Source organism: Streptomyces tendae (assembly GCF_014650435.1).
Lineage (GTDB): Bacteria > Actinomycetota > Actinomycetes > Streptomycetales > Streptomycetaceae > Streptomyces > Streptomyces tendae.
The window spans coordinates 15,776-40,422 of sequence record NZ_BMUY01000026.1 but is presented as its reverse complement, the minus strand read 5'-3'; the positions used below and the strand labels follow the sequence as shown (position 1 = coordinate 40,422).

24 protein-coding genes are annotated in these 24,647 nt (G+C 70.1%); 11 read left to right on the top strand and 13 right to left on the bottom strand.

Going from position 1 to position 24,647, the window contains the following annotated elements:
• A partial coding sequence (locus tag IE258_RS38890) for a Rossmann-fold NAD(P)-binding domain-containing protein (protein ID WP_506417440.1) occupies window positions 1–328 on the top strand: 328 nt, incomplete at its 5' end.
• A 37-nt stretch (window positions 329–365) separates the two neighbouring features.
• Here IE258_RS38890 and IE258_RS38885 read toward each other — a convergent pair.
• Window positions 366–674, bottom strand: a complete 309-nt coding sequence (locus IE258_RS38885; RefSeq protein WP_189750518.1) for an ArsR/SmtB family transcription factor — start codon at window positions 672–674, stop codon at window positions 366–368.
• A 61-nt stretch (window positions 675–735) separates the two neighbouring features.
• Between IE258_RS38885 and IE258_RS38880 the strand changes: the two genes are divergently transcribed.
• The 7 genes from IE258_RS38880 (at window position 736) to IE258_RS38855 (ending at window position 8,783) form a co-directional block, all read left to right on the top strand.
• Window positions 736–1,755 (top strand): zinc-binding dehydrogenase, encoded by a 1,020-nt coding sequence (locus IE258_RS38880; protein WP_189750517.1) that lies wholly within the window; start codon window positions 736–738, stop codon window positions 1,753–1,755.
• Window positions 1,756–1,891: 136 nt separating this feature from the next.
• The gene (locus IE258_RS41560; protein ID WP_229892722.1) at window positions 1,892–2,902 is read left to right on the top strand and encodes an FAD-binding oxidoreductase; all 1,011 of its coding nucleotides are present in this window, start codon (window positions 1,892–1,894) and stop codon (window positions 2,900–2,902) included.
• Window positions 2,899–3,798 carry an LLM class flavin-dependent oxidoreductase gene (locus IE258_RS38870; protein WP_189750516.1) on the top strand — a complete coding sequence of 300 codons (900 nt, stop codon included), beginning with the start codon at window positions 2,899–2,901 and terminating at the stop codon, window positions 3,796–3,798. The genes IE258_RS41560 and IE258_RS38870 overlap by 4 nt, the downstream gene beginning before the upstream one ends.
• Window positions 3,798–4,619, top strand: a complete 822-nt coding sequence (locus tag IE258_RS41555) for an ATP-binding protein (protein ID WP_229892721.1) — start codon at window positions 3,798–3,800, stop codon at window positions 4,617–4,619. Before IE258_RS38870 ends, IE258_RS41555 begins: the two co-directional genes overlap by 1 nt.
• 580 nt (window positions 4,620–5,199) lie before the next feature.
• Window positions 5,200–6,567, top strand: coding sequence for a LuxR family transcriptional regulator (locus IE258_RS41550; RefSeq protein ID WP_229892720.1), 1,368 nt, complete (start codon window positions 5,200–5,202; stop codon window positions 6,565–6,567).
• A 158-nt stretch (window positions 6,568–6,725) separates the two neighbouring features.
• Window positions 6,726–8,165: an aldehyde dehydrogenase family protein gene (locus IE258_RS38860; RefSeq protein ID WP_189750515.1), complete on the top strand. Its 1,440-nt coding sequence runs from the start codon at window positions 6,726–6,728 to the stop codon at window positions 8,163–8,165.
• A 27-nt stretch (window positions 8,166–8,192) separates the two neighbouring features.
• Window positions 8,193–8,783 carry an antibiotic biosynthesis monooxygenase gene (locus IE258_RS38855; RefSeq protein WP_189750514.1) on the top strand — a complete coding sequence of 197 codons (591 nt, stop codon included), beginning with the start codon at window positions 8,193–8,195 and terminating at the stop codon, window positions 8,781–8,783.
• Window positions 8,784–9,051: 268 nt separating this feature from the next.
• Here IE258_RS38855 and IE258_RS41545 read toward each other — a convergent pair whose 3' ends face one another.
• The 8 genes from IE258_RS41545 to IE258_RS38815 form a co-directional block, all read right to left on the bottom strand.
• Entirely contained in the window at window positions 9,052–9,231 is a 180-nt protein-coding gene (locus tag IE258_RS41545) for an LLM class flavin-dependent oxidoreductase (RefSeq protein WP_229892718.1), read from the bottom strand.
• A 144-nt stretch (window positions 9,232–9,375) separates the two neighbouring features.
• Window positions 9,376–10,503, bottom strand: coding sequence for a Gfo/Idh/MocA family protein (locus IE258_RS38845; RefSeq protein ID WP_189750513.1), 1,128 nt, complete (start codon window positions 10,501–10,503; stop codon window positions 9,376–9,378).
• Between the two features lie 156 nt (window positions 10,504–10,659).
• Entirely contained in the window at window positions 10,660–11,382 is a 723-nt protein-coding gene (locus IE258_RS38840; protein ID WP_059302981.1) for an alpha/beta fold hydrolase, read from the bottom strand.
• Window positions 11,383–11,434: 52 nt separating this feature from the next.
• Complete coding sequence (locus IE258_RS38835; protein ID WP_189750512.1) at window positions 11,435–12,340, bottom strand: NADP-dependent oxidoreductase; 906 nt, start codon at window positions 12,338–12,340, stop codon at window positions 11,435–11,437.
• Window positions 12,341–12,389: 49 nt separating this feature from the next.
• A complete protein-coding gene (locus IE258_RS38830) occupies window positions 12,390–13,472 on the bottom strand; it encodes an MBL fold metallo-hydrolase (RefSeq protein ID WP_189750511.1) in 1,083 nt (360 codons plus the stop codon).
• A gap of 47 nt (window positions 13,473–13,519) precedes the next feature.
• Window positions 13,520–14,635, bottom strand: coding sequence for an NAD(P)-dependent alcohol dehydrogenase (locus tag IE258_RS38825; RefSeq protein WP_189750510.1), 1,116 nt, complete (start codon window positions 14,633–14,635; stop codon window positions 13,520–13,522).
• Between the two features lie 190 nt (window positions 14,636–14,825).
• On the bottom strand, window positions 14,826–15,917 hold the full coding sequence (locus IE258_RS38820) for a Gfo/Idh/MocA family protein (RefSeq protein WP_189750509.1): 1,092 nt from the start codon (window positions 15,915–15,917) through the stop codon (window positions 14,826–14,828).
• Between the two features lie 77 nt (window positions 15,918–15,994).
• The gene (locus tag IE258_RS38815; protein WP_189750508.1) at window positions 15,995–16,966 is read right to left on the bottom strand and encodes an aldo/keto reductase; all 972 of its coding nucleotides are present in this window, start codon (window positions 16,964–16,966) and stop codon (window positions 15,995–15,997) included.
• Between the two features lie 112 nt (window positions 16,967–17,078).
• On the opposite strand from IE258_RS38815, the gene IE258_RS38810 reads away from it, so the two are divergent.
• Window positions 17,079–17,714, top strand: coding sequence for a MarR family winged helix-turn-helix transcriptional regulator (locus IE258_RS38810; protein WP_189750507.1), 636 nt, complete (start codon window positions 17,079–17,081; stop codon window positions 17,712–17,714).
• Window positions 17,715–18,897: 1,183 nt separating this feature from the next.
• On the opposite strand, the gene IE258_RS38805 is transcribed toward IE258_RS38810, so the two are convergent.
• The 3 genes from IE258_RS38805 to IE258_RS38795 form a co-directional block, all read right to left on the bottom strand.
• A complete protein-coding gene (locus IE258_RS38805; RefSeq protein ID WP_189750506.1) occupies window positions 18,898–19,425 on the bottom strand; it encodes a carboxymuconolactone decarboxylase family protein in 528 nt (175 codons plus the stop codon).
• Window positions 19,426–19,452: 27 nt separating this feature from the next.
• Complete coding sequence (locus IE258_RS38800; RefSeq protein ID WP_189750505.1) at window positions 19,453–19,734, bottom strand: hypothetical protein; 282 nt, start codon at window positions 19,732–19,734, stop codon at window positions 19,453–19,455.
• Between the two features lie 128 nt (window positions 19,735–19,862).
• A complete protein-coding gene (locus IE258_RS38795) occupies window positions 19,863–20,744 on the bottom strand; it encodes a LysR family transcriptional regulator (RefSeq protein WP_189750504.1) in 882 nt (293 codons plus the stop codon).
• Between the two features lie 132 nt (window positions 20,745–20,876).
• On the opposite strand from IE258_RS38795, the gene IE258_RS38790 reads away from it, so the two are divergent.
• Both IE258_RS38790 and IE258_RS38785 read left to right on the top strand, forming a co-directional pair.
• Window positions 20,877–21,905 carry an alcohol dehydrogenase catalytic domain-containing protein gene (locus IE258_RS38790; RefSeq protein WP_229892717.1) on the top strand — a complete coding sequence of 343 codons (1,029 nt, stop codon included), beginning with the start codon at window positions 20,877–20,879 and terminating at the stop codon, window positions 21,903–21,905.
• 83 nt (window positions 21,906–21,988) lie between these two features.
• Window positions 21,989–23,059 (top strand): flavin monoamine oxidase family protein, encoded by a 1,071-nt coding sequence (locus tag IE258_RS38785; RefSeq protein WP_189750503.1) that lies wholly within the window; start codon window positions 21,989–21,991, stop codon window positions 23,057–23,059.
• 226 nt (window positions 23,060–23,285) lie between these two features.
• On the opposite strand, the gene IE258_RS38780 is transcribed toward IE258_RS38785, so the two are convergent.
• Window positions 23,286–24,608 (bottom strand): MFS transporter, encoded by a 1,323-nt coding sequence (locus IE258_RS38780; protein ID WP_189750502.1) that lies wholly within the window; start codon window positions 24,606–24,608, stop codon window positions 23,286–23,288.
• Window positions 24,609–24,647: the final 39 nt, after the last annotated feature.

Below are 24,647 nucleotides of genomic sequence, written 5' to 3'. Positions count from 1 at the left end.
GGTGGCGGCGGCCTGCCTGCTGGAGGACCGTTACACCGGCGGCGCGTACGAGCTGACCGGCCCGGAGGTGATCACTCCGCGCGGGCAGACGGAGGCCCTCGCCGCCGCGCTGGGCTCGCCCGTGGCCTTCCACGAGCTGACCCGCGACGAGGCCAGGTCCGCCATGGCCCGGAGCATGCCGGCGGAGTTGGCCGACGACACCCTGGACATCCTCGGCAACCCGAGCCCGGCCGAACAGCGCGTCAGCCCGGACGTCGAACGGGTTCTGGGCCGTGCCCCGCGCTCCTTCGCCGACTGGGCCGCCCGCAATGTCACCGCGTTCCGCTGAGACCGGCCGCACCGGGGCGCCGTACCGGGGCCAGGCGCTAGAACACGTCGCGCAGGGTCTCCAAGAGGCGGGCGATGTTCGCCTCGTCGCGGCGGTAGTAGGTCCACTTGCCGCGTCGGGTGGCGACCACCAGCCCTGCCTGCCGCAGCATGGTGAGGTACTGGGAGGTGGTGGACTGTCCCAGGCCCATGCGCCGCTGGATGTCGGTCACGCAGACGCCGATCTCGACGTCCTCGGCCTTCTGGTCGGGGAAGCTCATGGGGTCCTTGAGCCACACCAGCATCTGGCGGCGGGCGGGGTTGGACAGGGCCCGGAATACGGACAGCAACTGCTCTTCCGAGAACACGGCGTGATCGTAACCCATTCTCATATTGACGATTCGCGATATGACGATTTATCTTCGCCGTATGTCCTCTTCGATGCGTGTGATGGAACTCGTCCGTTTCGGTGGCGCGGACACCGCGTTCGCGGCACGGGAACTGCCCGTGCCCAGCCCTGGGCCCGGCCAGCTGCTGGTGAGGGTCATGGCCACCTCCGTGAATCCCCTGGACCTGCAGACCCGCCGCGGCGACTACCGCGACCAGGTGGCGCTGCCGGCGGTGATCGGCAACGACGTGTCCGGCGTGGTCGTCGAGACCGGCACGGGGGCGGGCGACTACCGGCCGGGCGACGAGGTCTGGTACTTGGCGCCGGTGTTCACCGGTCAGGGGACCTATGCCGAGTTCCACGTGGTCGACCAGGCCCTGGTCGCCCGCAAGCCCTCCCGCTTGTCGCATGTCGAGGCCGCCGGTCTCGCTCTCGTGGGTGTGACGGCGTGGGAGGCGCTGGTCGAACGGGCCGGAGTGCGGGCCGGGGAGCGGGTCCTGGTGCACGGCGGCGCGGGCGGGGTCGGTTCGGTCGCCATCCAGGTCGCACGTGCGCTGGGGGCCGAGGTGGTCACCACCGCGCGGGCGAGGGATCACGACTTCGTCACCCGGCTGGGAGCGGACGTTACGATCGACTTCTCGGCCGGTGACTATGTGCCGCAGGTGCAGGCCCTGGGCGGGGTGGACGTCGTGTTGGACACGGTGGGCCGGGACACCCTCACCCGCAGTCCGCTGGCTCTGGCCGACCGAGGCCGCGTGGTGTCGATCGTGGACATTCCCGAGCCGCAGAACCTCCTCGCCGCTTGGGGCGTGAACGCGACCTACCATTTCCTCTTCGTCAGTCCCGGCCGGGCAAAACTCGAGGCCCTCGGCCGCCTGGTCGACCAGGGCGAACTCCGGCCGGTGATTGGCGCCGTGCTGCCGCTGGCCGATGTCGCCCACGCCCACAGCCTCTTGGAAGGCGGCTCCGCCGACGAAGGACGCCAACGCCCGCGCGGCAAGATCGCTCTCGCCGTGCATCCCGTGGACGAGACCCCGCACGCGGCGGCGGCCCGGACCTGAGGAATGGGGCGTCGCGCACCCGTTGTCCTCTCGTATGAGCGAAACAACTGCGGTAGTGGCGGGCGCGTATGGGGGTCCCGAGGTCCTGTCGGTGATGGATGTCGCCGTCCCGGAGCCGAGGCCGAACGAGGTACGGATGACGGTCCGCGCGGCCGGCGTCAATCCCTTCGACTACAAGTCGTACAGCGGCGCCTTCGGTGTCGATCCGGAGAGACTGCCGGTGCGGCTCGGTGTCGAGGCGGCGCGCGGGCACGGACTGACCATCGACCGCCTGCGGGCCGTGGAGATGGTGCTCGCGGACGGCTCCGTCGTGCGGGCCGACGATGCGGAGAACCCCGATCTCTTCCGGGCCGTGCGAGGGGCGGGCGCGAACTTCGGGATCGTCACTGCCTTCGAGTTCGAGGCCGACGACGTGGGCGCGGTCGCGTTCGCCCGGCTCACCCAGGACGCGAGCGACCTCGAGCGCTACCTCGTCGAGTGGGGCCGGGCGGTCGAGGACTCTCCGCGGGACCTCACCAGCTTCGTCATCGTGCCGCCCCCGCGCGGCGGACGACCGGCGCTCGCGGTGAGCCACACCATGGTCGACTCCTCGGAGCCGGAGACCGTGCGCGCCCGGCTGGAGCCACTGGCCGCGATCTCCGCGATGTACGCCCAGGACATCGTCATCACCTCCTACGCGGCCGTGATGGACAACGCGAGCGACGACCCACCGGTCTCCCACGGTGAACCGGTCTCACGCAGCGGTCTGCTCCGGCACGTGACCCCGCAGTTCGCCGCGGCGGCGGCTCGCATGATCCGCAGCGGCGCGATCGGATGGTTCCAGCTCCGCTCGGTCGGCGGCGCCGTCGCCGATGTTCCCTCGGACGCCACGGCCTACGCCCACCGCGACGCGAACTTCTCGCTGGTGGTGATGGGCGGTGCCGACGAGGTGGTCGACCGGGCCTGGGCCCGGCTGAGCCCTTTCCTCGACGGCCTCTACATCAGCTTCGAGTCCAGCCTCCGGCCCGAGCGGATCACCGCGGCCTGGCCCCCGCGGACCCTCACGCGTCTGCGTGAGCTGAAGAGCGTCTACGACCCCGAGGGCGTGTTCGGCGACAACTTCGCCCTCACACCCGCCGCGAACCACCCCGGAGGAAGCACCCCATGAGCGACTACGGCCACGAACTGTGGTTCGGCAGCTTCATCACCCCCGCCGCCCGCCCGCCTCAGGCGCCGGTCGAGCTGGCCCAGACATCCGAGAGGGCGGGCCTCGACCTGGTCAGCTTCCAGGACCACCCCTACCAGTCGGCGTTCCAGGACACCTGGACCCTGATGTCGTACGTCGCCGCACGCACCGAACGGATCCGGATCAGCGGCAACGTGCTGAGCCTTCCGCTGCGGCCCCCGGCCGTGCTGGCCCGCGCCGCCGCGAGCCTGGACCGGCTGACCGGCGGGCGAGTCGAACTGGGCATCGGCGCGGGCGCGTTCTGGGACGGCATCGTCGCGATGGGAGGCCGCCGGCTCGAACCGGCCCAGGCCGTGCGGGCGGTGGAGGAGGCCGTGGACGTGATCCGGGGTCTGTGGGCCACCGACGAGACCGGTCCCCTCCGTGTCACCGGGGAGTTCTACACCGTGAACGGCGCCAAGCGCGGCCCGGCACCCGCCCATCGCATCCCGATCCGCATCGGTGCCTACAAGCCGCGCATGCTCCGGCTGACGGGCAGGATCGCCGACGGTTGGCTGCCCTCCCTGGGTTTCCTGCCCGAGGGCCCGGCATCGCTGCGCGCGATGAACGAGCAGATCGACGAGGCCGCATCCGCCGCCGGCCGGGAGCCCGCGGCGGTCAGCCGCCTGCTCAACCTGAGCGGCCGATTCACGTCCGGCGCTGGCGGCCTGTTGCAGGGGACTCCCGGCGACTGGGCCGAACAGATCGCCGACCTCGCCCTGCAGTACGGCGTGTCCGGGTTCATCCTCGCCTCGGACGAGCCTGCCGACCTGAACCTCTTCGGTCACGAGGTCGCGCCGCGCGCCCGCGAACTCGTCCAGTCCGAACGCGTGACGTGATGCGGTGGGCGCGTGGCGGGCCCGGTGACGGAGCTGCGACAGCGGCAGCGCCGACGGAGCTGTTCGGACGCCGCGAGGAGACCGCAGTTCTCGACGGGCTGCTCTCGCAGGCCCGCGGCGGGAGCGGTGGCGCGCTCGTGGTGTGGGGCGAGCCGGGTATCGGCAAGTCAGCTCTGCTTCGCCACGTGTACGGCCAGGCCATGCACTTCGTCCGGCTGAGCCACTCGGCCACCCGGTCCGAGTCGGACCTGGCTTTCGCGGGGCTGCACGGGCTGCTGCGACCGCTGGCCGATCGTGTCGAGCTCCTGGCGACGGCCCAGGCCGCCGCTGCGCGTACCGCGCTCGGGCTGAGCGGTGAGCCGACGGACCGCCTGGTGGTCGGGGCGGCCGTGCTGTCGCTGCTCTGCGGACTCGCCGAGCGGCAGCCCGTGCTCGTCGTGGTGGACGACGGGCAGTGGCTCGACGAGGCCACCGCGCTGTGCCTGGGGTTCGTCGCTCGACGCGTGGGAGCGCATCCCGTGGTCGTCGTGCTCGCCGATCACAGCGATCCGGCCGCCCGGCCCTGGGAAGGCGTGGCCGACGTGCGGGTCGACGGCCTGAGCGACGAGAGCGCGCGGCAGCTTGTGGCGTCCGTGGCGCCGCTCACCGACGAGGCGACGACGCGGAACATGGTCCGGGGGCCGGGGGCAGCCCCTTGGCGCTGCATGAACTGGCCACGCTCGGGGGCGACCTCGACGACGCCGAGCATCGCCGGAAGCGAGGACGACCGCCCGTCGGGCCGCGCCTGCAGCGGGCTTTCCGTGCCGGGATCGAGGTCCTGAGCCCTCCGGCGCAGTTGCTGACCGTGCTCGCGGCGGCCGAGGAGCACGGCGACCGGCTCACGGTGCAGCGGGCCGGCCGTGCGTCGGGTGCCGGTGACGCCGTCTGGGAGGAAGTGACCAACGCGGGCCTGCTCCACGTGGCGGGCAACCGCGTCGGTTTCCGGCACCACGTCGTGAGCAGAGCCGTCTACGAGGGCTGCGGTGCCGCGACGAGGCGCCGGGCTCACCGCGCCCTGGCCGCCACGATGCCGGACGAGGCCGAGGAGCGCGCATGGCATCTCGCCGCCCTGGCCCGCGGACGCGATGAGGACGTCGCGCGGCTCCTAGAACGGACCGCCGCCCGCTCCCGGCTCCGCAGGGCCACGAACACGGCGGCACGGGGTGGTGGCGGGCCGCCGAACTGTCGGCCGCACCGATCGACGCCTCACAACGCCTCGCCGAGGCGGCCAGGGCTTCCTGGGACGCCGGGTGGGCAGCCACGGCGGAGCGCCTGCTCGATGACGCGGAACGGCTGGCCCCCGGTGCTCACGTCGCCCGGCGGAGCCGGGGTCTGCGGGGGATCATGGAGTTCGCCCGGGGCATGCCCGAGATGGCGCACCACTTCCTGATCACCGACATGAAGCGCGTCCCGGAACCGGGAACGGCGCTGGAACTGGGCACGCTGGCCATGCGCGCCGCCTGGTCCGTCGGACGCGGCGACCTGCGGGACAGAGCGCTGGAACTGCTGCTCGAAGACGACGTCGCGGGCCGGACCGGATTACCCGGCACGCTTGCCTGGTGGAGCGACGACGTGTCCGCCGACGCGGCGCCGGCGGACACCTGCGACCTCGGTGATGCCGCCGCGCGGGCCCGTACGACCATCCTGCCGTTGCTGCCGCCGACACCCCTCGCCCTGGCCTGGGGGATCGACAAGCCGATGGCGGATGCGCTGCGCCGCCGGTTGCCGCACCTGCGGCGGCGCAGCGAGCGCGCTCGGCTCGCCGCCGCCCTGGCCCAGACCGGGATGCTCGACAACGCTGCCGGCCGCTGGCCGCCAGCGGAGTCCTCGGCCGCGGAGGGACTGCGGCCGGCCCAGGACCTGGGTGCCGACCACATCGCCTCCCACTGCCGCACCAGCCTGGGCTGGCTCGCCGCGGCGCGTGGTGACGAACGCGCCGTCGCGGAGGCCACCGCCAGGACTCTGGAGACGTCACTCCCGCAGGGCGTCCGCGCGCTGAGCGCCGCCGCGTACTGGAACCGCGGCATGGCCTCGCTGTTTCGCGAGTGTCCCGAGGAAGCCCTGGACATCCTGGTGCGCCTGACCGAGCCGGGCCATGGCGCGGAACACCCGACCTTCGCGCTCCTGGCCGCTCTCGACACGGCCGAGGCGGCCGTGCGCGTCGGCAGAAGCGACCTCGCGGACGAACGGGTACGGGTGCTCGAAGCCTGGGCGCGGCGCACGGGAGCGCCGTGGGCCCGCTGTGCCGCGCACGTCACGCGCGGGCTCCTCGGCGGCGCCCGGGCCGAGGGCGCCTTCCGGGCCGCACTCGACGTGCCGGGTGCCCGATCCCACCCGCTGCTCTACGCGCGCGCTCAGTTGTCCTACGGCGAGTGGTTGCGACGGGGCCGCCGGCGGACCGAGGCGCGCGTCCGGATCGGCGCCGCCTTGGAGGCGTTCGACCGGCTCGGTGCCGAGCCGCTGCGCCAACGCGCGCAGCGCGAGCAGGACCTCACCGGAGCGCCGGGACTCCGGGGAAGCTCGGACACCGGGGCGATGAACCGGCTCACCGCCCAGGAACAGCGAGTCGCCCAACTGGCCGCCGAACAGCTGACGAATCGCGAGATCGGCGTACAGCTGCGGATCAGCCACCGCACCGTGGGCCACCACCTCGGGAACGTGTTTGCCAAGCTCGGCATCAACACCCGAACCGAGCTGAGCCACCTCCACGCCGGTTGCGAGCCGCCGTGAGCGCAGAAAGGCCGCGGCGGAGCGGGCGCGCGACGCCTCCGGCGGAAACGACGGATTGCCCGCCCGATTCGCTCACCGGCCCTGCTTTGTAGCGTCGCTGACGTTGTCCCGCGGACCCGCGGCGAAACGCCGTGCGACGCATGACGAGAGGTCACCTGATGCCCAAGTCCGAAACCCTGCCCCACGCGCGCCACTACATCGACGGGCAGTGGCAGGACTCCGGTTCCCGCGGCGAGTCACGCAGCCCCGCGACCAACGGCCTGCTCGGCACCTTCGCCGACGGCGGTGCGCGGGAGGCGAGGGCCGCCGTGGCCGCGGCCCGAAGGGCCTTCGACTCCACCGCCTGGTCCCGCGACCGTCACCGGCGTGCGGCAGCGCTGCACGAACTGGCCGACCGGCTCGAGCAGCGCAAGGACGAACTGATCACCCTCCTGGCGCGGGAGAACGGGAAAGTGCTTTCCGAGGCGGCCATCGAAGTCGAAGGCACCATCCCCAAGCTCCGCTACCACGCGGCGCTGGCCCTCACCGACCACGGCAGGGCCGGCGAAGTGCGGCCCGGCATGTACTCGATGACCCTGCGCGAAGCCGCGGGCGTCGCCGCGGTGATCGTGCCGTGGAACTCACCGGTCATCCTCTCGGCGCGTTCCTTCGCACCCGCCCTGGCGGCCGGCTGCACCGTGGTCATGAAGATGCCGGCGCAGACCGGCCTGGTCAACGGAGTGCTGAGCGAGATCGTCGCCGACACGCCGAGCCTGGACCCGGGCGTGTTCAACGTCTTCACCGAGAGCGGCAACGCCGGGGCTCCGGAGCTGGTCTCCTCCCCGGACGTCGACGTGCTCAGCTACACCGGCTCCACCGCGGTCGGCCGCGTGATCATGGAACAGGCCGCCCCGACGCTCAAAACGCTGTCCATGGAGCTGGGCGGAAAGACGCCGATGCTCGTCTTCGACGACGCCGACCTGGACGCCGTCGTGCCCGTGCTCACCAAGGCCGTCACCATGTTCGCGGGCCAGTTCTGTATGACGGGCAGCCGGATACTGGTCCAGCGCGGCGTGGCCGACGAACTCCGGCGGCGGCTCGTCGCCGCCCTCGAAGCGGTCCGGGTCGGGCCCGGCGACGACCCCGCCAGCGAGATGGGCGCCATGATCGACGAAGGAAACGCCCAACGGGTCGAACAGACCGTGGCCGCCGCGGCCGACTACGCCACCGTCCTGGTGCGGGGCAAGCGGGATCGGGCGCTCCTCGGCCCGTCCCTGATCGAGGTCGCCGACGTGTCCTCGCCGATCGTGCAGCGCGAAGTGTTCGGGCCGGTCGCCACCTTCGAGGTGTTCGACTCCGAGGCCGACGCCGTGGCGCGTGCCAACGCCACCGAGTTCGGCCTGGCCGCGAGCATCTGGACCCGTGATGTCGACCGCCCCCTGCGCGTCGGCCGCGAACTGCGGGCCGGGACCGTCTGGACCAACACCTGGGCCATGACCCACGACCAGTTCGAGGAGGGCGGCTTCAAGCAGTCGGGAGTGGGCCGCCTGAACGGCGTCCGCGGGATCGAGGAATTCCAGGAGACCAAGCACCTCGTGCATGTGGCACCGCAGCTCTGACAGCTCTCGACGGCGGAGTGAGATTCGATGACCGAGACGGACGGCGTCGGCCCGGCCGACGTCACCCTGCTGACCGCGCGCGTGGTGGAACCCGGCTACGAGCAGGACTTCCGGGAGTGGTTCGGGCGGGTGACCGACACCGCCTCAGCGTTTCCCGGGCACCTGGGGGACGGGTTGTTCCGGCCTGCCACGGCCGCCGGGCCATGGGTTCTGATCCACCGGTTCCGCGACCAGGAGTCCGCGCGGCACTGGACGATGTCACCTGAGCGGGCCGCACTGTTCGACCACTGCGAGGGCCATCATCAGAGCGAGGTGGCGCGTCGCGAACTCTCCGGAATGGAGACCCTGTTCACCACTGCGCACGACACGCCCACGACGGCGCCGCCTCGGTGGAAGATGGCGCTCGCCGCCTTCGCGGCCGTACTCCCGATCTCCCTGATCGGCAACGGTCTTCTGGGGCCGGCGCTCCGTGCTTGGCCGCTTGTGGCGCGGGTGCTGATGCTCGCGCTGCTGTTCAGTACGTTGATGACGTATCTGATGATGCCGGCTGTGACCCTCGTCCTGCGCCGTTGGCTCTATGCCGCCACCTCGACCGCGCGCGAGCGACCGACGCGATGACGCGGCCCCCGGGGCGGACCGCGCCGTCTTGCGGCTCGGCTTTCAGCGGGACATTTCCATGATCTCCGGCACGGATCTCCCGCAGCGGCTCGTTGATCACGGTGGCGGGGTCGAATACGGAACCCCGGACAGGCACCGCGACGGGAAGTACACCGTCCGCGCGGCGGGCCGCCCGGCGTCGGGAGGCCGCGGCGAAGCCGGACAGGTTGATCGGGGGCCCCGGGGCGCGCCCCGCTCCTGCCAGGGAACGCCCATTCCCTGGTACTCCTCAGGCGACCAGCCGGTTCCGAGGCCGGTGATGAGACGGCCCTCGCTCCCCGTCGACACCGGTCAGCGACCGGGCGAGCAGCAAGGGGGAGTACCAGGGTGCGACGAGGGTGGATGTGCCCAGCAACACCCGTTCGGTGAGGCTCGCGGCAACGCTCAGCGTCACGAACGGGTCGAGCATGGTGCGCAGCTGCCACGGAATCGTGTCCGTGTCCGTGGAGGGCTCTTCGCGGTCAGCTCTGTGTGATCAAGTCAGGGTTGACTCGCGGATCGCCATCTCCTCGGGGCCTGCGGCAGTGCCTCTCCCGGGTTCAAAGATGGGAGTTCATTCGGTCGGGCGGGACAGATGCTGCCGATGGCCTGTTTCAGCGGCCCGTGTGATCGCCTCGAGTGCCCGGTGGCGATCGAGTGCGACCGCGAAATCCGGCGCATCGGCGGTTCCGTTGCGGAGGTCGGCGGCGAACTGGGCGTAGAGGCGGGCGACCCCCGCTGCGGGTGCGTCGAGTTGCAGGTCGGGAGCCGCATAGGCGGGGGGGACCTCTAGCACTTGGACAGGCTCGCTGCCGCGGCACAGTGTGATGGTGAAATCGGTGAAATGGATGTAGCCCGACGCCGACTCCACACGCACACTGCCCTCGGTGCCCTGGATCTCCCATACCATCGCCGGGCCGGCTGACTGCCCGGCACTGTAGTGCAGCGAAGTGACGATCCCGCCTTCGAGAACGCCGGCGACGACGATCTCATCCGGCGCGTCCTTCGGCAGCGACGCGCCATCGGAGAGGCGGACGCCGTCACCGCGCTGATTGGCGACGACGGCGGACAGACTCTCGAACGTGCCGAGCACGCGCGCAAGCGGTTCGAGCCCGTGGCCGAGCATGATGCTCAGAAGCGTGGCGCCATTCTTTGCGTGAGCCATGTACTCGACCGGCGGGTCATATCGGCCGACCCACATGTCGTCGGCCAGATGCGCTCGGATGCTCGTGCTGAGCGGCTTGCCAATCGCGCCTTGCGCGATGAGGTCGCGAAGGAAGAGGACCGGCGGGTGCAGGCCGCCCTGCAACCCGACAACCGTCCGCAGCCGCCGCTCGCGGGCAAACCCCTCCAGCGCTTCGGCCTCCGACAGGTTTCTTGCGAGCGGCCATTCGCAATAAACCATCTTGCCCGCGGCCAGCGCGTCGGAAACAATCTGCTTGTGATCCGGCACCTTGACCGCAACCACCACCAGGTCGACCTCCGGTCGCACGACCAGAGCCTCATGCGTGTCGAAGGCGAGATCGGCGCCCAGCCGACGAGCGGTCGCGTTCGCGCTCTCCATACGAGTCGTACTGACGGCGCGGATCTGGAACGCGTCGAGCGCCTGCAGCGCCGGGACGTGAGCAATTCCGCCCCAACCCCGATCGGTACTGGCCCCGACAAGGCCGACGCCGATCCGGGTATGTGCTGAATTCGTCATCAGGATGCTCCTGCCGTGTGCAGCCCCGGCAACGTTCTCCGGGCTGCGTCACCATGATTCGTTTCCGGACAAATGCGTGGTCACTCGGACTCACCATGGCGAGCGAGCAATTATTGCCGTTCGCCATGGTGAGCCCGAGTGACCCAAGCGCAGGTTCTACACGTGAGCCCAGTGGGCCTCGAGTTCGCGCGCGACATCGGCCGCACGCTCTATCATCGGCCAGTGCGAGCTGCGCAGCTTGAAGACGGCACGTGCGCGTGTGGCATTACCGAGCTCGTCGGCGAAGCGGTGAGGAAGGAACGGATCGTCCAGGCCCCAGATCACTAGCGCTGGTGCGGTCACCTTGCTCAAACCTGGCTTCCACTCCGCCCCGACCTCGATCGCCGAACGGTAAAGGGCGAGAATGCTTGCCCTCATAGTGGCATCGATATGCCGGACCGCTTCGTCTGCCGCGTCGCGCGGCATCTGCGCCTCGTTGAGACTTGCTGCGAACTCCTCGAGGTCGAGGTCCGCCATCCATTGCTCGCCCTCGCCCGGCGTTTGCCAGATCTTGGCAAGATAGTGCCACGGATACTCCGGATCGATCGGTCCGCTGATGCCTGTCCATGTCCGCACCAGATCTGGCCGGACAGACGCGAGACGGCCCGTGAGCAGAGACCCCCAGTCATGACCTACCAGGTCGACGGGTTCGCCGATTTCTTCGATCTTCTCGATAAGCCAATCGAGATACTCTTCCTTCGTCGACGTGAATCCCGCTGGTAGGGGTACGCCAAACCCGGGAAGATCGATCGTCACAATATCTTCGCGTTGAAGATGGGAACGGACGGTGTCCCAAAGCCGGTGGGTATCAGGTACACCATGGACGAGGACTGCAGGCATTTCGGATTCTCCAGCTGTTTGTTGTCTTGGTTGAAATGGCCGGTCGGCCGAGTCAGGGAAGGAGGATGACTTTGCCGTGGGTGTGGCCCGTGGCGACGAGGCGATGGGCGTCCGCGGCCTCGTCGAGTGGGAAGCTCCGGCCGGTGCGTGCGGTCCATGCGCCGGCGGCGATCAGATCCAGGGCTTCCTGGACAGGGCCGCGGTCGCGGTTCCCGCTGCCCCCGGGGCTGAATACGACGCCGTGCAGTGCGGCATCGCGGTCGGCGAGCGTCACGATCCGGTCGGGGCCGCCGAGAAGATCGACGAGGGCGGGAAGGAGCCCCTTGCCGGCGGTGTCGAGCGCGGCGTCGACCCCGCCCGGAGCGACGGCACGGATGCGATCGACCAGGCCCGGGCCGTGGGCGACAGGGGTCGCTCCGAGACTCCTGACGAAGTCCGCGTTGTCAGTCCCGGCGACGCCGATCACCGTCAGACCGCGCTGTCGCGCGAACTGCACGGCGGCGCCGCCCAGAGCACCGCTCGCGCCGGTGACCACGAGCGTCTCACCCGGGCGAATGTTCAGAAGCCCGAGAGCCCTCGCCGCGTTGTCGGCGCCGATGACAGTAGCCGCGGCCTCCTCGAAGGAAACGCCGTCGGGGATCGTCGCGAAGTTGCTGCTGACCGTGTACTCGGCGTACGAGCCCTGGGTGGCGGAGTCCGGCCACCCGGCGACGCGGTCGCCGACCATGCCCTCGTCGACGCCCGGGCCGACCGCCTCGACGACGCCGGCGAACTCGAATCCGATGATGGCGGGAGCACGCAGGCGGAACACTCCGGCGCGTGCCTGGATCTCCGCCGGGTTCACCCCCGCGGCGTGAACCCGCACCAGTACCTGACCCGGACCCGGCACCGGTCGCGGAGCCTCCGCAACCCGCAACACGGAGGGTTCGCCGAACGAGGTGATGACGACGGCTTTCATGATGATCCTTCTCGTATACAAGGGTTTGCTCGCACCGTTCAGAACGGTGTCAGGTCAGGAAGACCGGCGGATTCTCGCCCCGCAGGCGGTAGTCGGGCCGGGGGCGTTCGAGGCGGATCGATTCCAGCACGGTGTACGCGTGGTACTTGGTCTGGGTGGTGGCTCCTGCCAGCCGTTCCCACCAGAGCCGGCCGTCGCTCGTCCGCTTCTCGAGGACGTGGCGGGTGGTGTAGTTCGCCATGGAGCTGATCCAGTTCTCGGTACCGACGAAGATCCTGTCCCAGCCGGTGGCGGTCACGATGTCGGCGAGCGCATCCGAGCGGCTGAACCGCTCGACCGCCGCAGTCGCCCCCTCGAGCACGTCGGTGAAGTACTCCACGCACAGCTTCACCTGCTCGTAGGTGCCGTAATGCATGTGGTGCCCGCCGACGAAGTAGTCGAAGTCGTATTCGAGGATCTGGGACTGAGCCTCGTACCAGCCGGAGATGTTCTGCGAGGCGTCGCAGTGCATGAACGTGACGCTTCCCGGACTGACGATGTCCACGGCCGTGAGCACCTTCTGCCGCGGTGCGTAGATGAAGATGTTGCCGGGGCAGTGGTTCTCTCCCCTGTAGGAGAGCTGCAGGCTCACGCCGCCCACTTCGAGGACGAGTTCGTCGTCGAACGTCCTCGTCGGCAGGGGGCGCTTCGGGTCGGGGAAGCGCTCCAGGAGTTCCTTGGTGATGCGGTGGGCGACGATCTCGACGTCGGGACCGAACACGGAGGCCGCGCCGATGTGATCGGCGTGCCAGTGGCTGTAGATGACGTGGGTCACCGTTCGGTCGGTGACGTCCTCGATCGCCGCCAGCATGTTCTCGCCCAGCGTCGGGGGTGCGTCTATCGCGACCACGCCCTCCTCGGTCACCACGAACGCGGCGTCGTAGCCGGCACTGGTGACCCAGTAGAAGCCGTCGCGCAGTTCTTCCACGTGGTAGCCGTACTTCTGGAAGTGCTCGCTCTGGAAGTACGGGGGGTAGTAGCCCGCGGGGTCCAACGGGTCGTCCGCACCCGCGCGCGGGAATCCATAGTGGTCGATCCCGTAGAAGCTCGGGGTCTCTTCGACGCTGATGGGTATCTGACCGCTCTGGCACATCGGCGGGACGCCTTTCTGTGTTCTTGGGAAGTTGTCGAACGGGTGGTCTATCCCGGTGACGTGAATCGAAGGACCGCCTTGGTGACGCGGCCTGAGCCCGCGTCCTCGAACGCGGTGTTGATATCGGCGAAGTCGTAGAAGGACAGCAGTCGGTCGATGGGGAACCGGCCCGCTCGATAGAGCTGGGCAAGGTCGTTGATCAGGAGCGACGAGACGGCGTCGCCCTGGATGATGCCCTGAAGCGACTGGCCGAGCGTGAGCCGGCCGGCGTCGAGCACGGCGCCCGCTCCTTCGTGGAACGCCACGAAGCCGAATCGGCCCATCGGGGCCAGGGCGCCGACCCCGGCGTCGAGGTTCTCCGCGCGGCCGCTCGTGTCGAGGACGTACTCCAGGCCGCGTTCGTCGACGGCGCGGAGCGCGCCGGTCAGATCCTCGACCCGGCCGGGGTTCACGAGGTGCGTCGCTCCGAGATCGCGGGCCAGATCGAGGCGGCCGGCGTCGACGTCGACGGCGACGATGGTGGTGGCACCCGCGACATGTGCCGCCATGACCGCCGCCAGGCCCACCGCTCCCACGCCGAAGACCGCGAAGGACGCTCCCGCCGGCACGGTGAGGGCCTTGAGTACGGCCCCCGCGCCCGTCTGCAGCCCGCACCCCAGCGGAGCCAGGACGTCGAGGGGCAGATCGCGGGGGACCTTGATCGTGTTCCGTTGGTGCGTCAGGGCGTGGGTGGCGAACGAGGACTGGCCGAAGAAGTGACCGTGCGGCTCGGCACCGTGGGCCACGTGGAGACCGTTCGAGCCGTCCAGGCGGGCACCTGCGAAGTTGGCCGCCCAGACGTTGTCGCAGTAGGCCGCGTGCGAGGACATGCACGGCTTGCAGCGGCCGCACGAGTGGTAGGAGAGGACGACGTGGTCACCGGGCTCGACGGTGGTGACGGCGGCCCCCACGCGTTCGACGACTCCTCCTCCCTCGTGCCCCAGCACCACCGGCAGCGGCGTCGCCATGCGCTGTGCCCGCACGTGAGCGTCGGTCGCGCATATTCCGGTCGCGACCATGCGAACGAGTACCTCGTCGGACCGCGGGTCCTCGATCTCGATGTCGCGGAACTCGAAGGGCCCGTCCTGCGCTTCGAGAACAGCGGCGCGCGCGGAGGTGGTCATACGCCGTGAGCCTGCCGCGAAGCGCCGCGAGGGACATGGTGACGGGGGACTGACATCATCAACGACTCTCTGATCGGGGGGTGGGCCTCAGGAACCCTTCAGCGAGTCCGAACCTATGTCGGCCGCCCGTGCCCGCGGATCGGTCGCCGTATCCGTCACGGCAGGCACGGTGCCGCGAGGTGCGGGGGCGTCACTGCCGGACGCCGGTCCGGGCGGCCTGTTCGACTCGGGTGACGAGACGGCTGTTGTGGGCGGCGTGCTGGAATCCCGGGGTGTGGTGGGTGCCGTTCGTGATGTCGCGGGCCAGGCTGGCGTAGACCTCGCCGACGTTGATGGAAGCGCCCGTCCAGATGTCGGCGGCGGTGGGTCCCGCGCCGGTGGCGACCGGGCGGTCGGGCGCGGTGAAGTCGACGCTCGACGACAGGGTGAGGTCGCCGACCTGAACGCCCGCGGGGTGGTCGCCCGTCAGCTTCAGCCAGCCCTCCGATCCGCGTACCTCCAGACTGAAGTGGGCGTCGGGGGCGGGCACGCCCGCCAGGATCTGCACCCCGACCGGCGCCCCCGAGGAGGTCTTGGCGATCGCGTCGAGGTGATCCGGGACCTCGCGGACGGATATCGCGCCGGTGTCGACCAACTTCACCTGGGGCCAGAGAAGTTCGGTGCGGGCGTCGATCTCGGTGATGTCGCCGAGAACGGCTTCGACCACATCCAGGACGTGGCCCGCGGCGATGGTGAGGAATCCGGCTCCGGACGCTGCCTTGTCGAAGTACTCGTACGCGCTCACCGACTCCGGGCCGTTGCCGAAGGTCGTCGCGGCGACTCGCGCGGAGAGCAGCCGCCCGAGCCGCCCCTCAGCGATGATCTCCGCCGCGCGGCGGACCGAGGGGTTGAGCCGGCCCTGCAGGCCGATCGCGGTGTGCAGTGAGCCGGCCGCCTCAGCCATCTCTTCCGTCTGCGCGACGGTCGCACCCAGCGGCGACTCCGCGTACACGGCCTTGTTCGCCGCGAGGGCCGCCAGGACGAGCTCGCGGTGAGCCGGGACCTTCACCGCGACGGTGACGAGGTCGATCGAAGGGTCACCGATGAGGGCGTAGGGATCCGCGAACCAACGCTCGGCGCCGAACGCCTCGGCAGCGCCGCGCGCGCTCTCCTCGTGCCGCGTCGCCACACCGGCCAGGTGGAAGTCGGGCTGTGCCGCCAGCGCGGGTATGTGCGAGGCGCCCGCCCAGCTCGCCTTCGTGTCCGCGCCGATGATGCCGACCCGAATGAGATTGCTTGACATGATGTGGTGTTCCGTTTCTTTCGCTGAAGCAGGACGAGGTGTGGTGCGCGGGGCGAACCGGCGCGTTCGCCCTTCTCTCACTGGTCGACGGCGGCCATGTCGGGCTCGGCATGGCGTTCGCCGGACGCCGGTGCGAGGTTGTTCAGGCGGGCGATCTGGCCCGGGGTGAGTCGGATGCCTTCGGCGGCGCTGTTCTCCTTGAGGCGGTCGATGCGTTTCGTCCCCGGAATGGGCGCGATGCCGTCTCCTTGCGCGAGCAGCCAGGCCAGAGCGACCTGCGCGGGCGTGGCCCCGACCTCGTCGGCGACCTCGCGTACCTGGTCGACGATGCGCAGGTTGCGCGTGAGGTTGTCGCCGGTGAACCGGGGATTGGAGCGACGCCAGTCGGTGTCGTCCAGGCCGTCCAGGGTGCGGATGTCACCGGTGAGAAAGCCGTGTCCCAGCGGTGCGTAGGGAACCAGTCCGATGCCGAGCTCACGCAGCGTGGGCAGCACCTCGGCCTCCGGGTCCCGCGTCCACAGCGAGTACTCGCTCTGGACAGCGGCCACGGGATGGACCGCATGGGCCCGGCGGACGGTCGCCGCTGCCGCCTCCGACAGTCCGATGTGGAGGACCTTGCCCGCCTCCACCAGCTCGCTCAGCGCCCCCACCGTCTCCTCGACGGGAGTGTTGGGGTCGACCCGGTGCTGGTAGTAGAGGTCGATGCGGTCGGTTCCGAGCCGCCGCAGTGAGCCGTCGACAGCCGTGTGAATGTTGGCGGGGGTGCTGTCCGGGCCCGGCCGGCCGGTGTGGGAGACGAGGCCGAACTTGGTGGCGAGGACGACTTCGTCCCGGCGGCCCTTGATCGCGCGACCCAGCAGTTCCTCGTTGACGTAGGGGCCGTACACCTCGGCGGTGTCCAGATGGGTGACACCGAGGTCGACGGCGCGACGAATGGTGCGGATCGACTCGGCTCCGTCCCGGCCGGCGCCCGTGTAGTACGCCGACATCCCCATGACACCCAGGCCGATGCGTGGGACATCGAGCCCGCCGAGTGACGTGGATTGCATCTGTTGTCCATTCCGTGTGGGGCGGGCCTCAGCGCCGCAGAGCGAACTTGACGCGTCAAGTTCTATCTCCTTCGAACTTGACGCGTCAATAAGTGGGTCTAGGATGTCCTTCATGGCGAGCACGGCAGATGACACGAACAGCCGGCGCCGTCGGCGTCCACGGAACGAACCGACATCCGAGGCGACGGCTCGTGCCGACGAAGGCTCCGGCTCGGGGGCGTCCACCGGTCCGGTTGCCGGGACGCGATGGCTGAACGGCGACGAGCTGGCGGCGTGGCTGGCCAACTCCGCGATCATGATCAGCCTGCCGGCCGCGCTGGATGCGCGCATGCAGCGCGAGGCTCAGCTGACCTTCTTCGAGTACATGGTGCTCTCGGTCCTCTCCGAGCAGCCGGACCGCACCATGCAGATGAGCGCCCTGGCCGCGCGAACGGCTGCGTCACTGTCGAGGCTGTCCCATGTAGTCGGTCGGCTCGAGAAGCGCGAACTGCTCGCACGGAAGCGGATCCCCGGTTCCGGGAGGCGCACCACCGCGACGCTGACCGAGGCCGGTTGCGACGTAGTGGTGGCGGCGGCGCCGGGACACGTCGCCGCAGTCCGCGAGTACCTGATCGATGATCTCGGTCCTCAGGAGCTGGCGGCACTGCGCCGCATCGGTGCGGCGGTGGACGCGGCCATCAAGCGCGGGCAACCCGACGCGAGCGCTGCGGCTTCGCCTCCGGGGGACGGCGCGGTGGACGGCCAGTAACCCACGATTCATCCCTGCTTCACAGCCTCCGGCCGACACCTTGATCGTGACTCCCCGCGAGCCCGCCGGCCAAGAGCCCGACCAGCCCTGACCGGCGGGCGTGAGTGAGGTCCGCGCAGCGTGCGGGCCGTGCTGGGCTGCATCACAGCACGCGACCTTCACCGTCCGTGACGACCATCGACTTGACGGCGTTCTGCCAGTTTTTGCCGGAGATGAACTTGCATACCCAAAGCGGGTGTGAGCCGGAATGCGAGGGCGGCTCGGCAGGGGGGTCGCCATCGCCACCCAACGAGTCGTTGGGCGGCTGGCCCAAGATCTTCATCGGACGCGCCTGGCTCTGTCGACGTTGAAGAGCAGCGTCTCGCGCCGTTCGGGAGGCACCTCGGCTGCCAGTTCGGGCAGACAGCGAACAGCGGAACAGCGGAGGTATGTGTGAGTCGTCCGCGCTCTTCGTCGGCGTGGGCAAAGCGCTGGCTACAGGGCATAACAACCGTCTCCCGAACTCGTCGGCATCGGCTTTCCTCGAGCCGCAGGTGTCTGCCGTGGTCGTCGACAACTGCTGTCGCAGGACATCGAGAAAGCCATGCCAGCCGCACGCCTCTGCGGGACCGTGGTCCGCCGGCCGGCGGCCAGCGCCATCCTCCGCCACCGAGCCCACAGCGCGCCGAGTCAACTCCCTGCTCGCCGATTCCATCCGGCTCGGTCGAGACCCTGAGGAAGTGCCACGTTCGTGGTGGCCTGCGCGTTCCTCCCCGTCGTCCGGGAGAACACCACCGTGCTGCGACTTCCCTTCGCGGAGGTGAGGGCTGCAGTTCTCGTTCGGTCTGAAGCGCTCGGTTGCGCACGCGGCGTGCGTCATGATGGCGCACGTAGCGCACACTATGCCCGTAACGACGTGACCCGTATGCCGGATTTGCGCGTCACGTGCTGGTTGACCTGCGGGTTCGTGAGCGAGTGCCTGTATGGGTGACGCCTTCGGAGGGGTGTTCCGGAGATTCTTGACGCTCGAATGACGCTCGTTGCGGAAGCTTCGGGCGGTGCTGCGAGCGACCATCATCGTCCCCGCGTCACCAGGGAACGCGGGGACGATCGCGTCACTCTGATACAGGTCAGGCATGCACCCGTACCGACCACCGAGACGCCGGCAGCCGGTACGTGACGTGTCGCCGTGGCGTCGCCCGGGTCAGATGGCCAGCGCCACCAGGAAGCGGGAGACCATGTTGTACGCCGCGACCGTGGCGACCGCCTCCACCGTCCGTGCCTCGCCGAACAGACGCTTGAGGTGCTCGATCACGTCGGCGTCCACCTCGACCCGGCGTGTTGACTGGTCGGTGAGCGTGATCAGAGCCAGTTCCTCCTCGTTGAAGAGCGTGCTGTCCGCGTCCTCTTTCCGAAGGGCCTGGCTCTTCTCGTCGCTCCCGCCCGCATCCAGGTATGCGGGGTGGTGCACGCCCCATTCGAACTCCGCCCTGTTCAGAGCGGCCACCCGGAGCATGATCAGCTCGCGGTACTCCAGACTGAGGTCGAACTCGGCGCGGACCCGGCCCAGCAGGCCGTTCCAGCCCGTGGCGAGCGGAACGCTCCGCAGCAGAACGCGGTCGATCCCGATCAGCTCGCCGCCCGGGCGGCGGCCTCGCATGCCTGCGAGCAGCTCGGACGGGGGAGACGGGACATCGCCTTCGTGCCAGGGGGTGACTCGCACGGTGCTCACACTGTCCTCCTTCGCGGAACGGGGATGTCAGACGGTGTCGTAGACCCGCACGTCCGGGTCGGTCGACAGCAGCGGCGCGAGTTCACCCACGACGTCCTGTGTGGACAGCTCGCTGTCCAGGTACGCGCGGGCGTCCGCGACCGACCCGAAGCCGTGGAGCACCTGGACGTCCTCGTCCCGGATCAGGAGCTCCTTGCTGGTGGCGCCGGAGACGCCGTCCAGGAACTGCTGCTTGTACTTCTCGTAGACGGCTGCCGCCGCGGGACGGTTGGCGGGGTCCACGGAGAGAGTGATCTCAAGATAGGCCACGATTATGTCTGCCTTTCCAGCTCGACGGGGTGCGCTGCGGCATCGCCGCTGTACATCGCCAAGTTAGGCAGACGAAATGTCGTCCGGTAGGGGAGAATACTGAATCGCCATATAAGTAACCTGTATGGCTATCGCGCGGCGCCGAGCTGCCGGGCGAGCAGGACGAGGTCCGTGTGCAGGGCCGAGTCCGGGCTCCATACGGCCTCGAAGGAGATCTGTACCTCCCGGCCCGAGTTCAGCAGCGGGCGGTGCGGGACGGCCGGGGAAGTGAGTCGGGACTGGGGAAGCATGGCCGAGCCCAGGCCGAGAGCGGCCCATTCCTCCAGGACCCGGTAGCTGGCCGCTTCCCCGGGATAGGTGTGCAGCGGTACCTCGTTCGCATGGAAGAGCTGGGTGGTGAACGTGGTCAGTCCACAGGCTTCCGGCACGAGGATGAACTGTTGGTTTCCGGCCTCGATCAGTTCCAGCGAGGTGCCGTCGTCGGCGGTCGTACCGACGATGACGACGGGCTCGACATCGATGACCCGGTGCTCGAAGCGCGGCATCGCGGTCACGGCCGGGATCAGGATCAGGTCGAGTTGTCCGGCCTGCAGACCGTCGCGCAAGTCCTGCATGTTGGCCTCGCGCAGGACGAGATCCCGGGGCGTGGGCAGGTCGCGGACGGCGTCGAACGCGCGGCCCACCAGGTGCGGGCCGATGAGGGGGGAGACGCCCATGCGGATCTTCGGGTCGTCCGGTTCGGTGAGCCGCCGGGCTTCCGCGGTGACGGCGTCCAGGGCGGTGACGGCGCGTTCGATGAGCGGCAGGACGCGGCTGCCGAAGGCGGTCTGTGTTACGCCGCGAGGAGAGCGGTCGAAGAGTTTGCCCCCGAGCCGTTCCTCCAGTTTCGCGATGCCGTTGGACAGGGCCGGCTGGGTGACGCCGTACGCCCGCGCCGCCGCACTGAAGGAACGGGTCTCGGCGACCGCCTGCGCGTAGCGGAGACCTTCGACGTTCAGTCGTTCCGTCATAGCCATCGCTTATCGCCTCATTCGCTGGAGTCGCCTACCAGTGCGGCTCACCCCCGTTTACTGTGGGCCGCCGATGACTTCGTCATCACTCACCCTTATAACACTCATCCGCGTTCCCCCAGGAAGTGCACTGTGTCGGATCCCACCGTCGCCATGGTCGTGACCGAGCCGGGCGGGCCGTTGGTCGCGTCCGCCGTCGACACCGTCCCGCTGGAAGGGCATCAGGTCCGGGTGTCCGTGCAGGCCAGTGGCGTGTGCCACGCCGACATCGGCACGGCCAGTGCCCCGAAGGCCGGCCGGGACACACCGGTGACGCCCGGACACGAGGTCGCCGGCGTCATCGCCGAGGTGGGCGACCGGGTGTGTGGCTGGAGGGTCGGGGAACACGTGGCCGTCGGTTGGTTCGGCGGAAGCTGCGGGCACTGCGCCTTCTGCCGTGACGGTGACGTCGTGCACTGCCCCGAGCGGAAGGTGCCCGGACTGTCCTACCCGGGCGGCTGGGCACAGAGCATCACCGTGCCGGCCGACGCACTGGCGCGCGTCCCCGACGGCCTGGACCTCTTCGACGCGGCGGTCTTCGGCTGCGCGGGCGTGACCACCTTCAACGCCGTCCGCAACGCCGGTACGCGGACCGGGGGCAGGGTCGCCGTGTTCGGACTGGGCGGGCTGGGACACCTCGCCGTGCAGTTCGCGGCGAAGCTCGGGTACGAGACGGTTGCGGTCGCCCGGGGCGCCGACCGTGAGGAACTGGCCCGTGGACTCGGTGCCCGGCACTACGTCGACAGCACCCGAGAGGCCCCCGGTGCGGCACTCGCTGCCCTCGGCGGCGTCGACCATGTCGTCTGCACCGCCTCCACCACCGACGCCCTGGGCGAACTGGTCACCGGCCTGCGGCCGCACGGTCGGCTCACGCTGGTGGGCGTGGACGACGGCGCCCTGTGTCTCCCGGTGGGCCTGCTGGTCGGTCGGGGCGTGAGTGTGACCGGGCACCTGACCGGCAGCGCGCGGGACACCGAGGAGGCCATGGTCTTCGCCGTCACCAACGGAGTCCGGCCCATGATCGAGCGGATGCCGCTGCGGGAAGCGGGGGCGGCCGTCGCGCGCCTGCGCTCCGCGGCACCCCGGTTCCGTATTGTGCTGGACCCGTCCCAGATCTCCTGAACCTCACCGGGACCCTCTCCCGTCCGCCCGTCGCGCCGGCAGCCTGCGGGGCGGCCCTGGCACCGTCCCGAAGGGAACCCGACATGCTCGACAGCGGCACTTATGACGTCATCGTGATCGGCGCCGGCGCGGCCGGGACGACCGCCGCGACCGTACTGCACGAGGCCGGGCACAAAGTCCTGTGCCTGGAAGCGCGGACGAGGGTCGGTGGCCGGCTGCTCAGCGAGCCCGTCGACGGCGGCGTCCTGGACCTTGGGGCCACCTGGTTCTGGCCGGGGGAGCAGCGCGTCGCGGCGCTGGCCGCCAGGACCGGGGCCGAGGTCTTCGACCAGCACCTGGCAGGGGATGCTGTCCTGCACGACCGGTCCGGGGCCCACCGGTATACCGGCAACATGATCGACGTTCCGTCCTACCGTTTCGCAGCCGGAGCGCAGCGTCTCACTTCGGCACTCGCGTCGCGTTTGCCTCCGGGCGCCGTACTGCCGGACACACCCGTCACCGCGGTCCGTCCCGTCGGTGCGGACGGAGTCGACGTCCACGCTGCGGGGCGGGCGTTCCGCGCCGCGCAGGTGGTCGTGGCCGTTCCACCCGCGCTGGCGCTGGAGCGCATCGACTTCGACGGCGCCCTGCCCGGCGACCTCGTCCGCCTGGCCCGCTCCACTCCGGTCTGGATGGGGGCCGTCGCCAAAGTCGTCGCCCGCTACTCCACGGCCTTCTGGCGCGAGGACGGGCTCGCCGGCGCGGCCTTCAGCAGGATCGGACCGCTCCAGGAGATCCACGACATGTCCGGCGCCTACGGACGTCCCGCGGCGCTCTTCGGCTTCGCGCACGCCCGGACCGTCCGGCCGGGCTTCGAGGCGGCAGTGGTTGCACAACTCGGTGCGTGCTTCGGGCCCGCTGCCGCCGCACCCGAGGCCGTGTACGTGCAGGACTGGAGCCGCGAGACCTGGACGGCCCCGCGTTCCGTGCACGCCCTCAGCGACTACTCCGTCTTCGGCCACGACCTCTACCAGCGGCCGTTCCTCGACGGCCGACTGCACTGGGCCTCGACGGAGACGGCCACCGAATGCGCAGGGCACATCGAGGGCGCGCTGCACTCCGGCGAGCGCGCGGCCCGCGCAGTGTTGTCCGCGACCGCCCACGGCCTTCCCTGAGCTGACCCGGACAACGCGCGGCCGGCGTCCCGACCCCGTCCTCTCCGACGCGGGTACGTGCGGTGCGTGGCTTCTCCCATGCGTCGGCCCCTGGCGGCCACCTCGACCACGAGAAGGTCCGTGCGTACGTGGAGACGTCAAGCCGGTCGCGCAGGGCCCGGGAGGAGGTGCGGCGGCGGTCGCCCGCGGACGCGGTGCCATACGGCCGCCGACCCTCGTGGTCGATTCAGCGTGCGCGCACCAGGACCGCCCAGAAGGCGAGCACGGGCAGGACCAGGACGGCGGCGACGGCGTTCAGAGCGCCGAAGCCGGCCCAGCCCATCAAGGGCCCGGCGAGGCCGGCGCCCACGGCCGCGACGACGTTCATCGCGGTGTCCGTGGTGCCCTGTACGCCGGGCAGAAGGGAGAGGGGCGTGGTCTCGCTGAGCATGGCCGAGCCGGCCACCAGGCTGAAGGACCAGCCCAGTCCCAGGAGGAACAGCCCTGCCATCATCATGCCGACCGAGCCGTGGCCCATGCCCGACAGTGCGGCGGACACCAGGAAGACCGCCTGCCCGGCCACGACGGTCGGCATGTGACCGATCCGGTCGGAGAGCCGGCCGACGAGCGGGGAGAACGCGTACATGCCCAGCAGGTGACCGCTTATGGTGACGCCGACCACGGTGAGCCCGTGACCGTGCTCCGACATGTCGACCGGGGTCATCGTCATGACCGCGGCCATGACCGTGTGGGCCACGACGATGGTCACGAACGCGAAGGCCGCTCGCGGGGTGTGGCGAAGGTGCCGCAGGCCCGCGCGCACGGTCCCGTTCTGCCGGTCCTTCTTCTGCCCGCCGGTCTCGTCTTGTGCCGCCGGGAGGCCCGTGTCCTGGTCCACGGGTGCGTCGGCGTCCTGGTACCGGCGGGAGAGCGTGAGCGGGTCGGGGCGCATCAGGCCCCACAGCAGAGCCGATGCCGCTGCCGTGCAGACGGTGGCCAGGACGAACGCCCCCGCCAGGCGCGGAAGGTGGAGAGCCGACGCTACGGCGGCACCGGGATCGGCGAGGTTGGGTCCGATCACCGAGCCGATCGTCGTGGACCACAGCACGATGGACAGCGCGTGGGCCCGCCGGTGCGGCGCGGCCAGGTCCGCGGCCGCGTAGCGGCTCTGCTGGTTGGTGGCGCTGCCGACGCCGAACAGCAGCATGCCCACGATCAGCAGAGGGATCGACCTGCTCACCGCCGAGGCGATGAGCAGGCCCCCGCCGGCCGCGGCGACGAGCCATCCTGCCCCGAGAGAGGTCCGGCGACCGCGCCGCTGGGCGAGCAGGGCGAGCGGTATGCCGACCAGGGCGGCGCCCGCTGTGGTCGCCGTGCGCGCCAGTCCGGCGTAGGTCTCGCTCCGAGCCACGGACTCCGCGAGCAGGGGACCGACGGACACCGAGACGCCCACTCCGACCCCGCCGACGATCTGTGCCGCGGACAGGATCCGGACCGTGCGCTTCTGCACCGCGCGGACTCGGTCCTGCTCCTGCCACGGCGTCGGGGCTATGTCCTGTGGCGTGCTCACGTGTCGGCGCTCCTTGGTGAGTCGGCTGAGTGGGTGTCG

Excerpts from the sequence above, each read along its gene's own strand:
- IE258_RS38880 (WP_189750517.1), top strand. The coding sequence starts at position 736 with ATGTCCTCTTCGATGCGTGTGATGGAACTCGTCCGTTTCGGTGGCGCG.
- IE258_RS41560 (WP_229892722.1), top strand. The coding sequence starts at position 1,892 with ATGACGGTCCGCGCGGCCGGCGTCAATCCCTTCGACTACAAGTCGTAC.
- IE258_RS38870 (WP_189750516.1), top strand. The coding sequence starts at position 2,899 with ATGAGCGACTACGGCCACGAACTGTGGTTCGGCAGCTTCATCACCCCC.
- IE258_RS41555 (WP_229892721.1), top strand. The coding sequence starts at position 3,798 with ATGCGGTGGGCGCGTGGCGGGCCCGGTGACGGAGCTGCGACAGCGGCA.
- IE258_RS41550 (WP_229892720.1), top strand. The coding sequence starts at position 5,200 with ATGCCCGAGATGGCGCACCACTTCCTGATCACCGACATGAAGCGCGTC.
- IE258_RS38860 (WP_189750515.1), top strand. The coding sequence starts at position 6,726 with ATGCCCAAGTCCGAAACCCTGCCCCACGCGCGCCACTACATCGACGGG.
- IE258_RS38855 (WP_189750514.1), top strand. The coding sequence starts at position 8,193 with ATGACCGAGACGGACGGCGTCGGCCCGGCCGACGTCACCCTGCTGACC.
- IE258_RS41545 (WP_229892718.1), bottom strand. The coding sequence starts at position 9,231 with ATGCTCGACCCGTTCGTGACGCTGAGCGTTGCCGCGAGCCTCACCGAA.
- IE258_RS38845 (WP_189750513.1), bottom strand. The coding sequence starts at position 10,503 with ATGACGAATTCAGCACATACCCGGATCGGCGTCGGCCTTGTCGGGGCC.
- IE258_RS38840 (WP_059302981.1), bottom strand. The coding sequence starts at position 11,382 with ATGCCTGCAGTCCTCGTCCATGGTGTACCTGATACCCACCGGCTTTGG.
- IE258_RS38835 (WP_189750512.1), bottom strand. The coding sequence starts at position 12,340 with ATGAAAGCCGTCGTCATCACCTCGTTCGGCGAACCCTCCGTGTTGCGG.
- IE258_RS38830 (WP_189750511.1), bottom strand. The coding sequence starts at position 13,472 with ATGTGCCAGAGCGGTCAGATACCCATCAGCGTCGAAGAGACCCCGAGC.
- IE258_RS38825 (WP_189750510.1), bottom strand. The coding sequence starts at position 14,635 with ATGACCACCTCCGCGCGCGCCGCTGTTCTCGAAGCGCAGGACGGGCCC.
- IE258_RS38820 (WP_189750509.1), bottom strand. The coding sequence starts at position 15,917 with ATGTCAAGCAATCTCATTCGGGTCGGCATCATCGGCGCGGACACGAAG.
- IE258_RS38815 (WP_189750508.1), bottom strand. The coding sequence starts at position 16,966 with ATGCAATCCACGTCACTCGGCGGGCTCGATGTCCCACGCATCGGCCTG.
- IE258_RS38810 (WP_189750507.1), top strand. The coding sequence starts at position 17,079 with ATGGCGAGCACGGCAGATGACACGAACAGCCGGCGCCGTCGGCGTCCA.
- IE258_RS38795 (WP_189750504.1), bottom strand. The coding sequence starts at position 20,744 with ATGACGGAACGACTGAACGTCGAAGGTCTCCGCTACGCGCAGGCGGTC.
- IE258_RS38785 (WP_189750503.1), top strand. The coding sequence starts at position 21,989 with ATGCTCGACAGCGGCACTTATGACGTCATCGTGATCGGCGCCGGCGCG.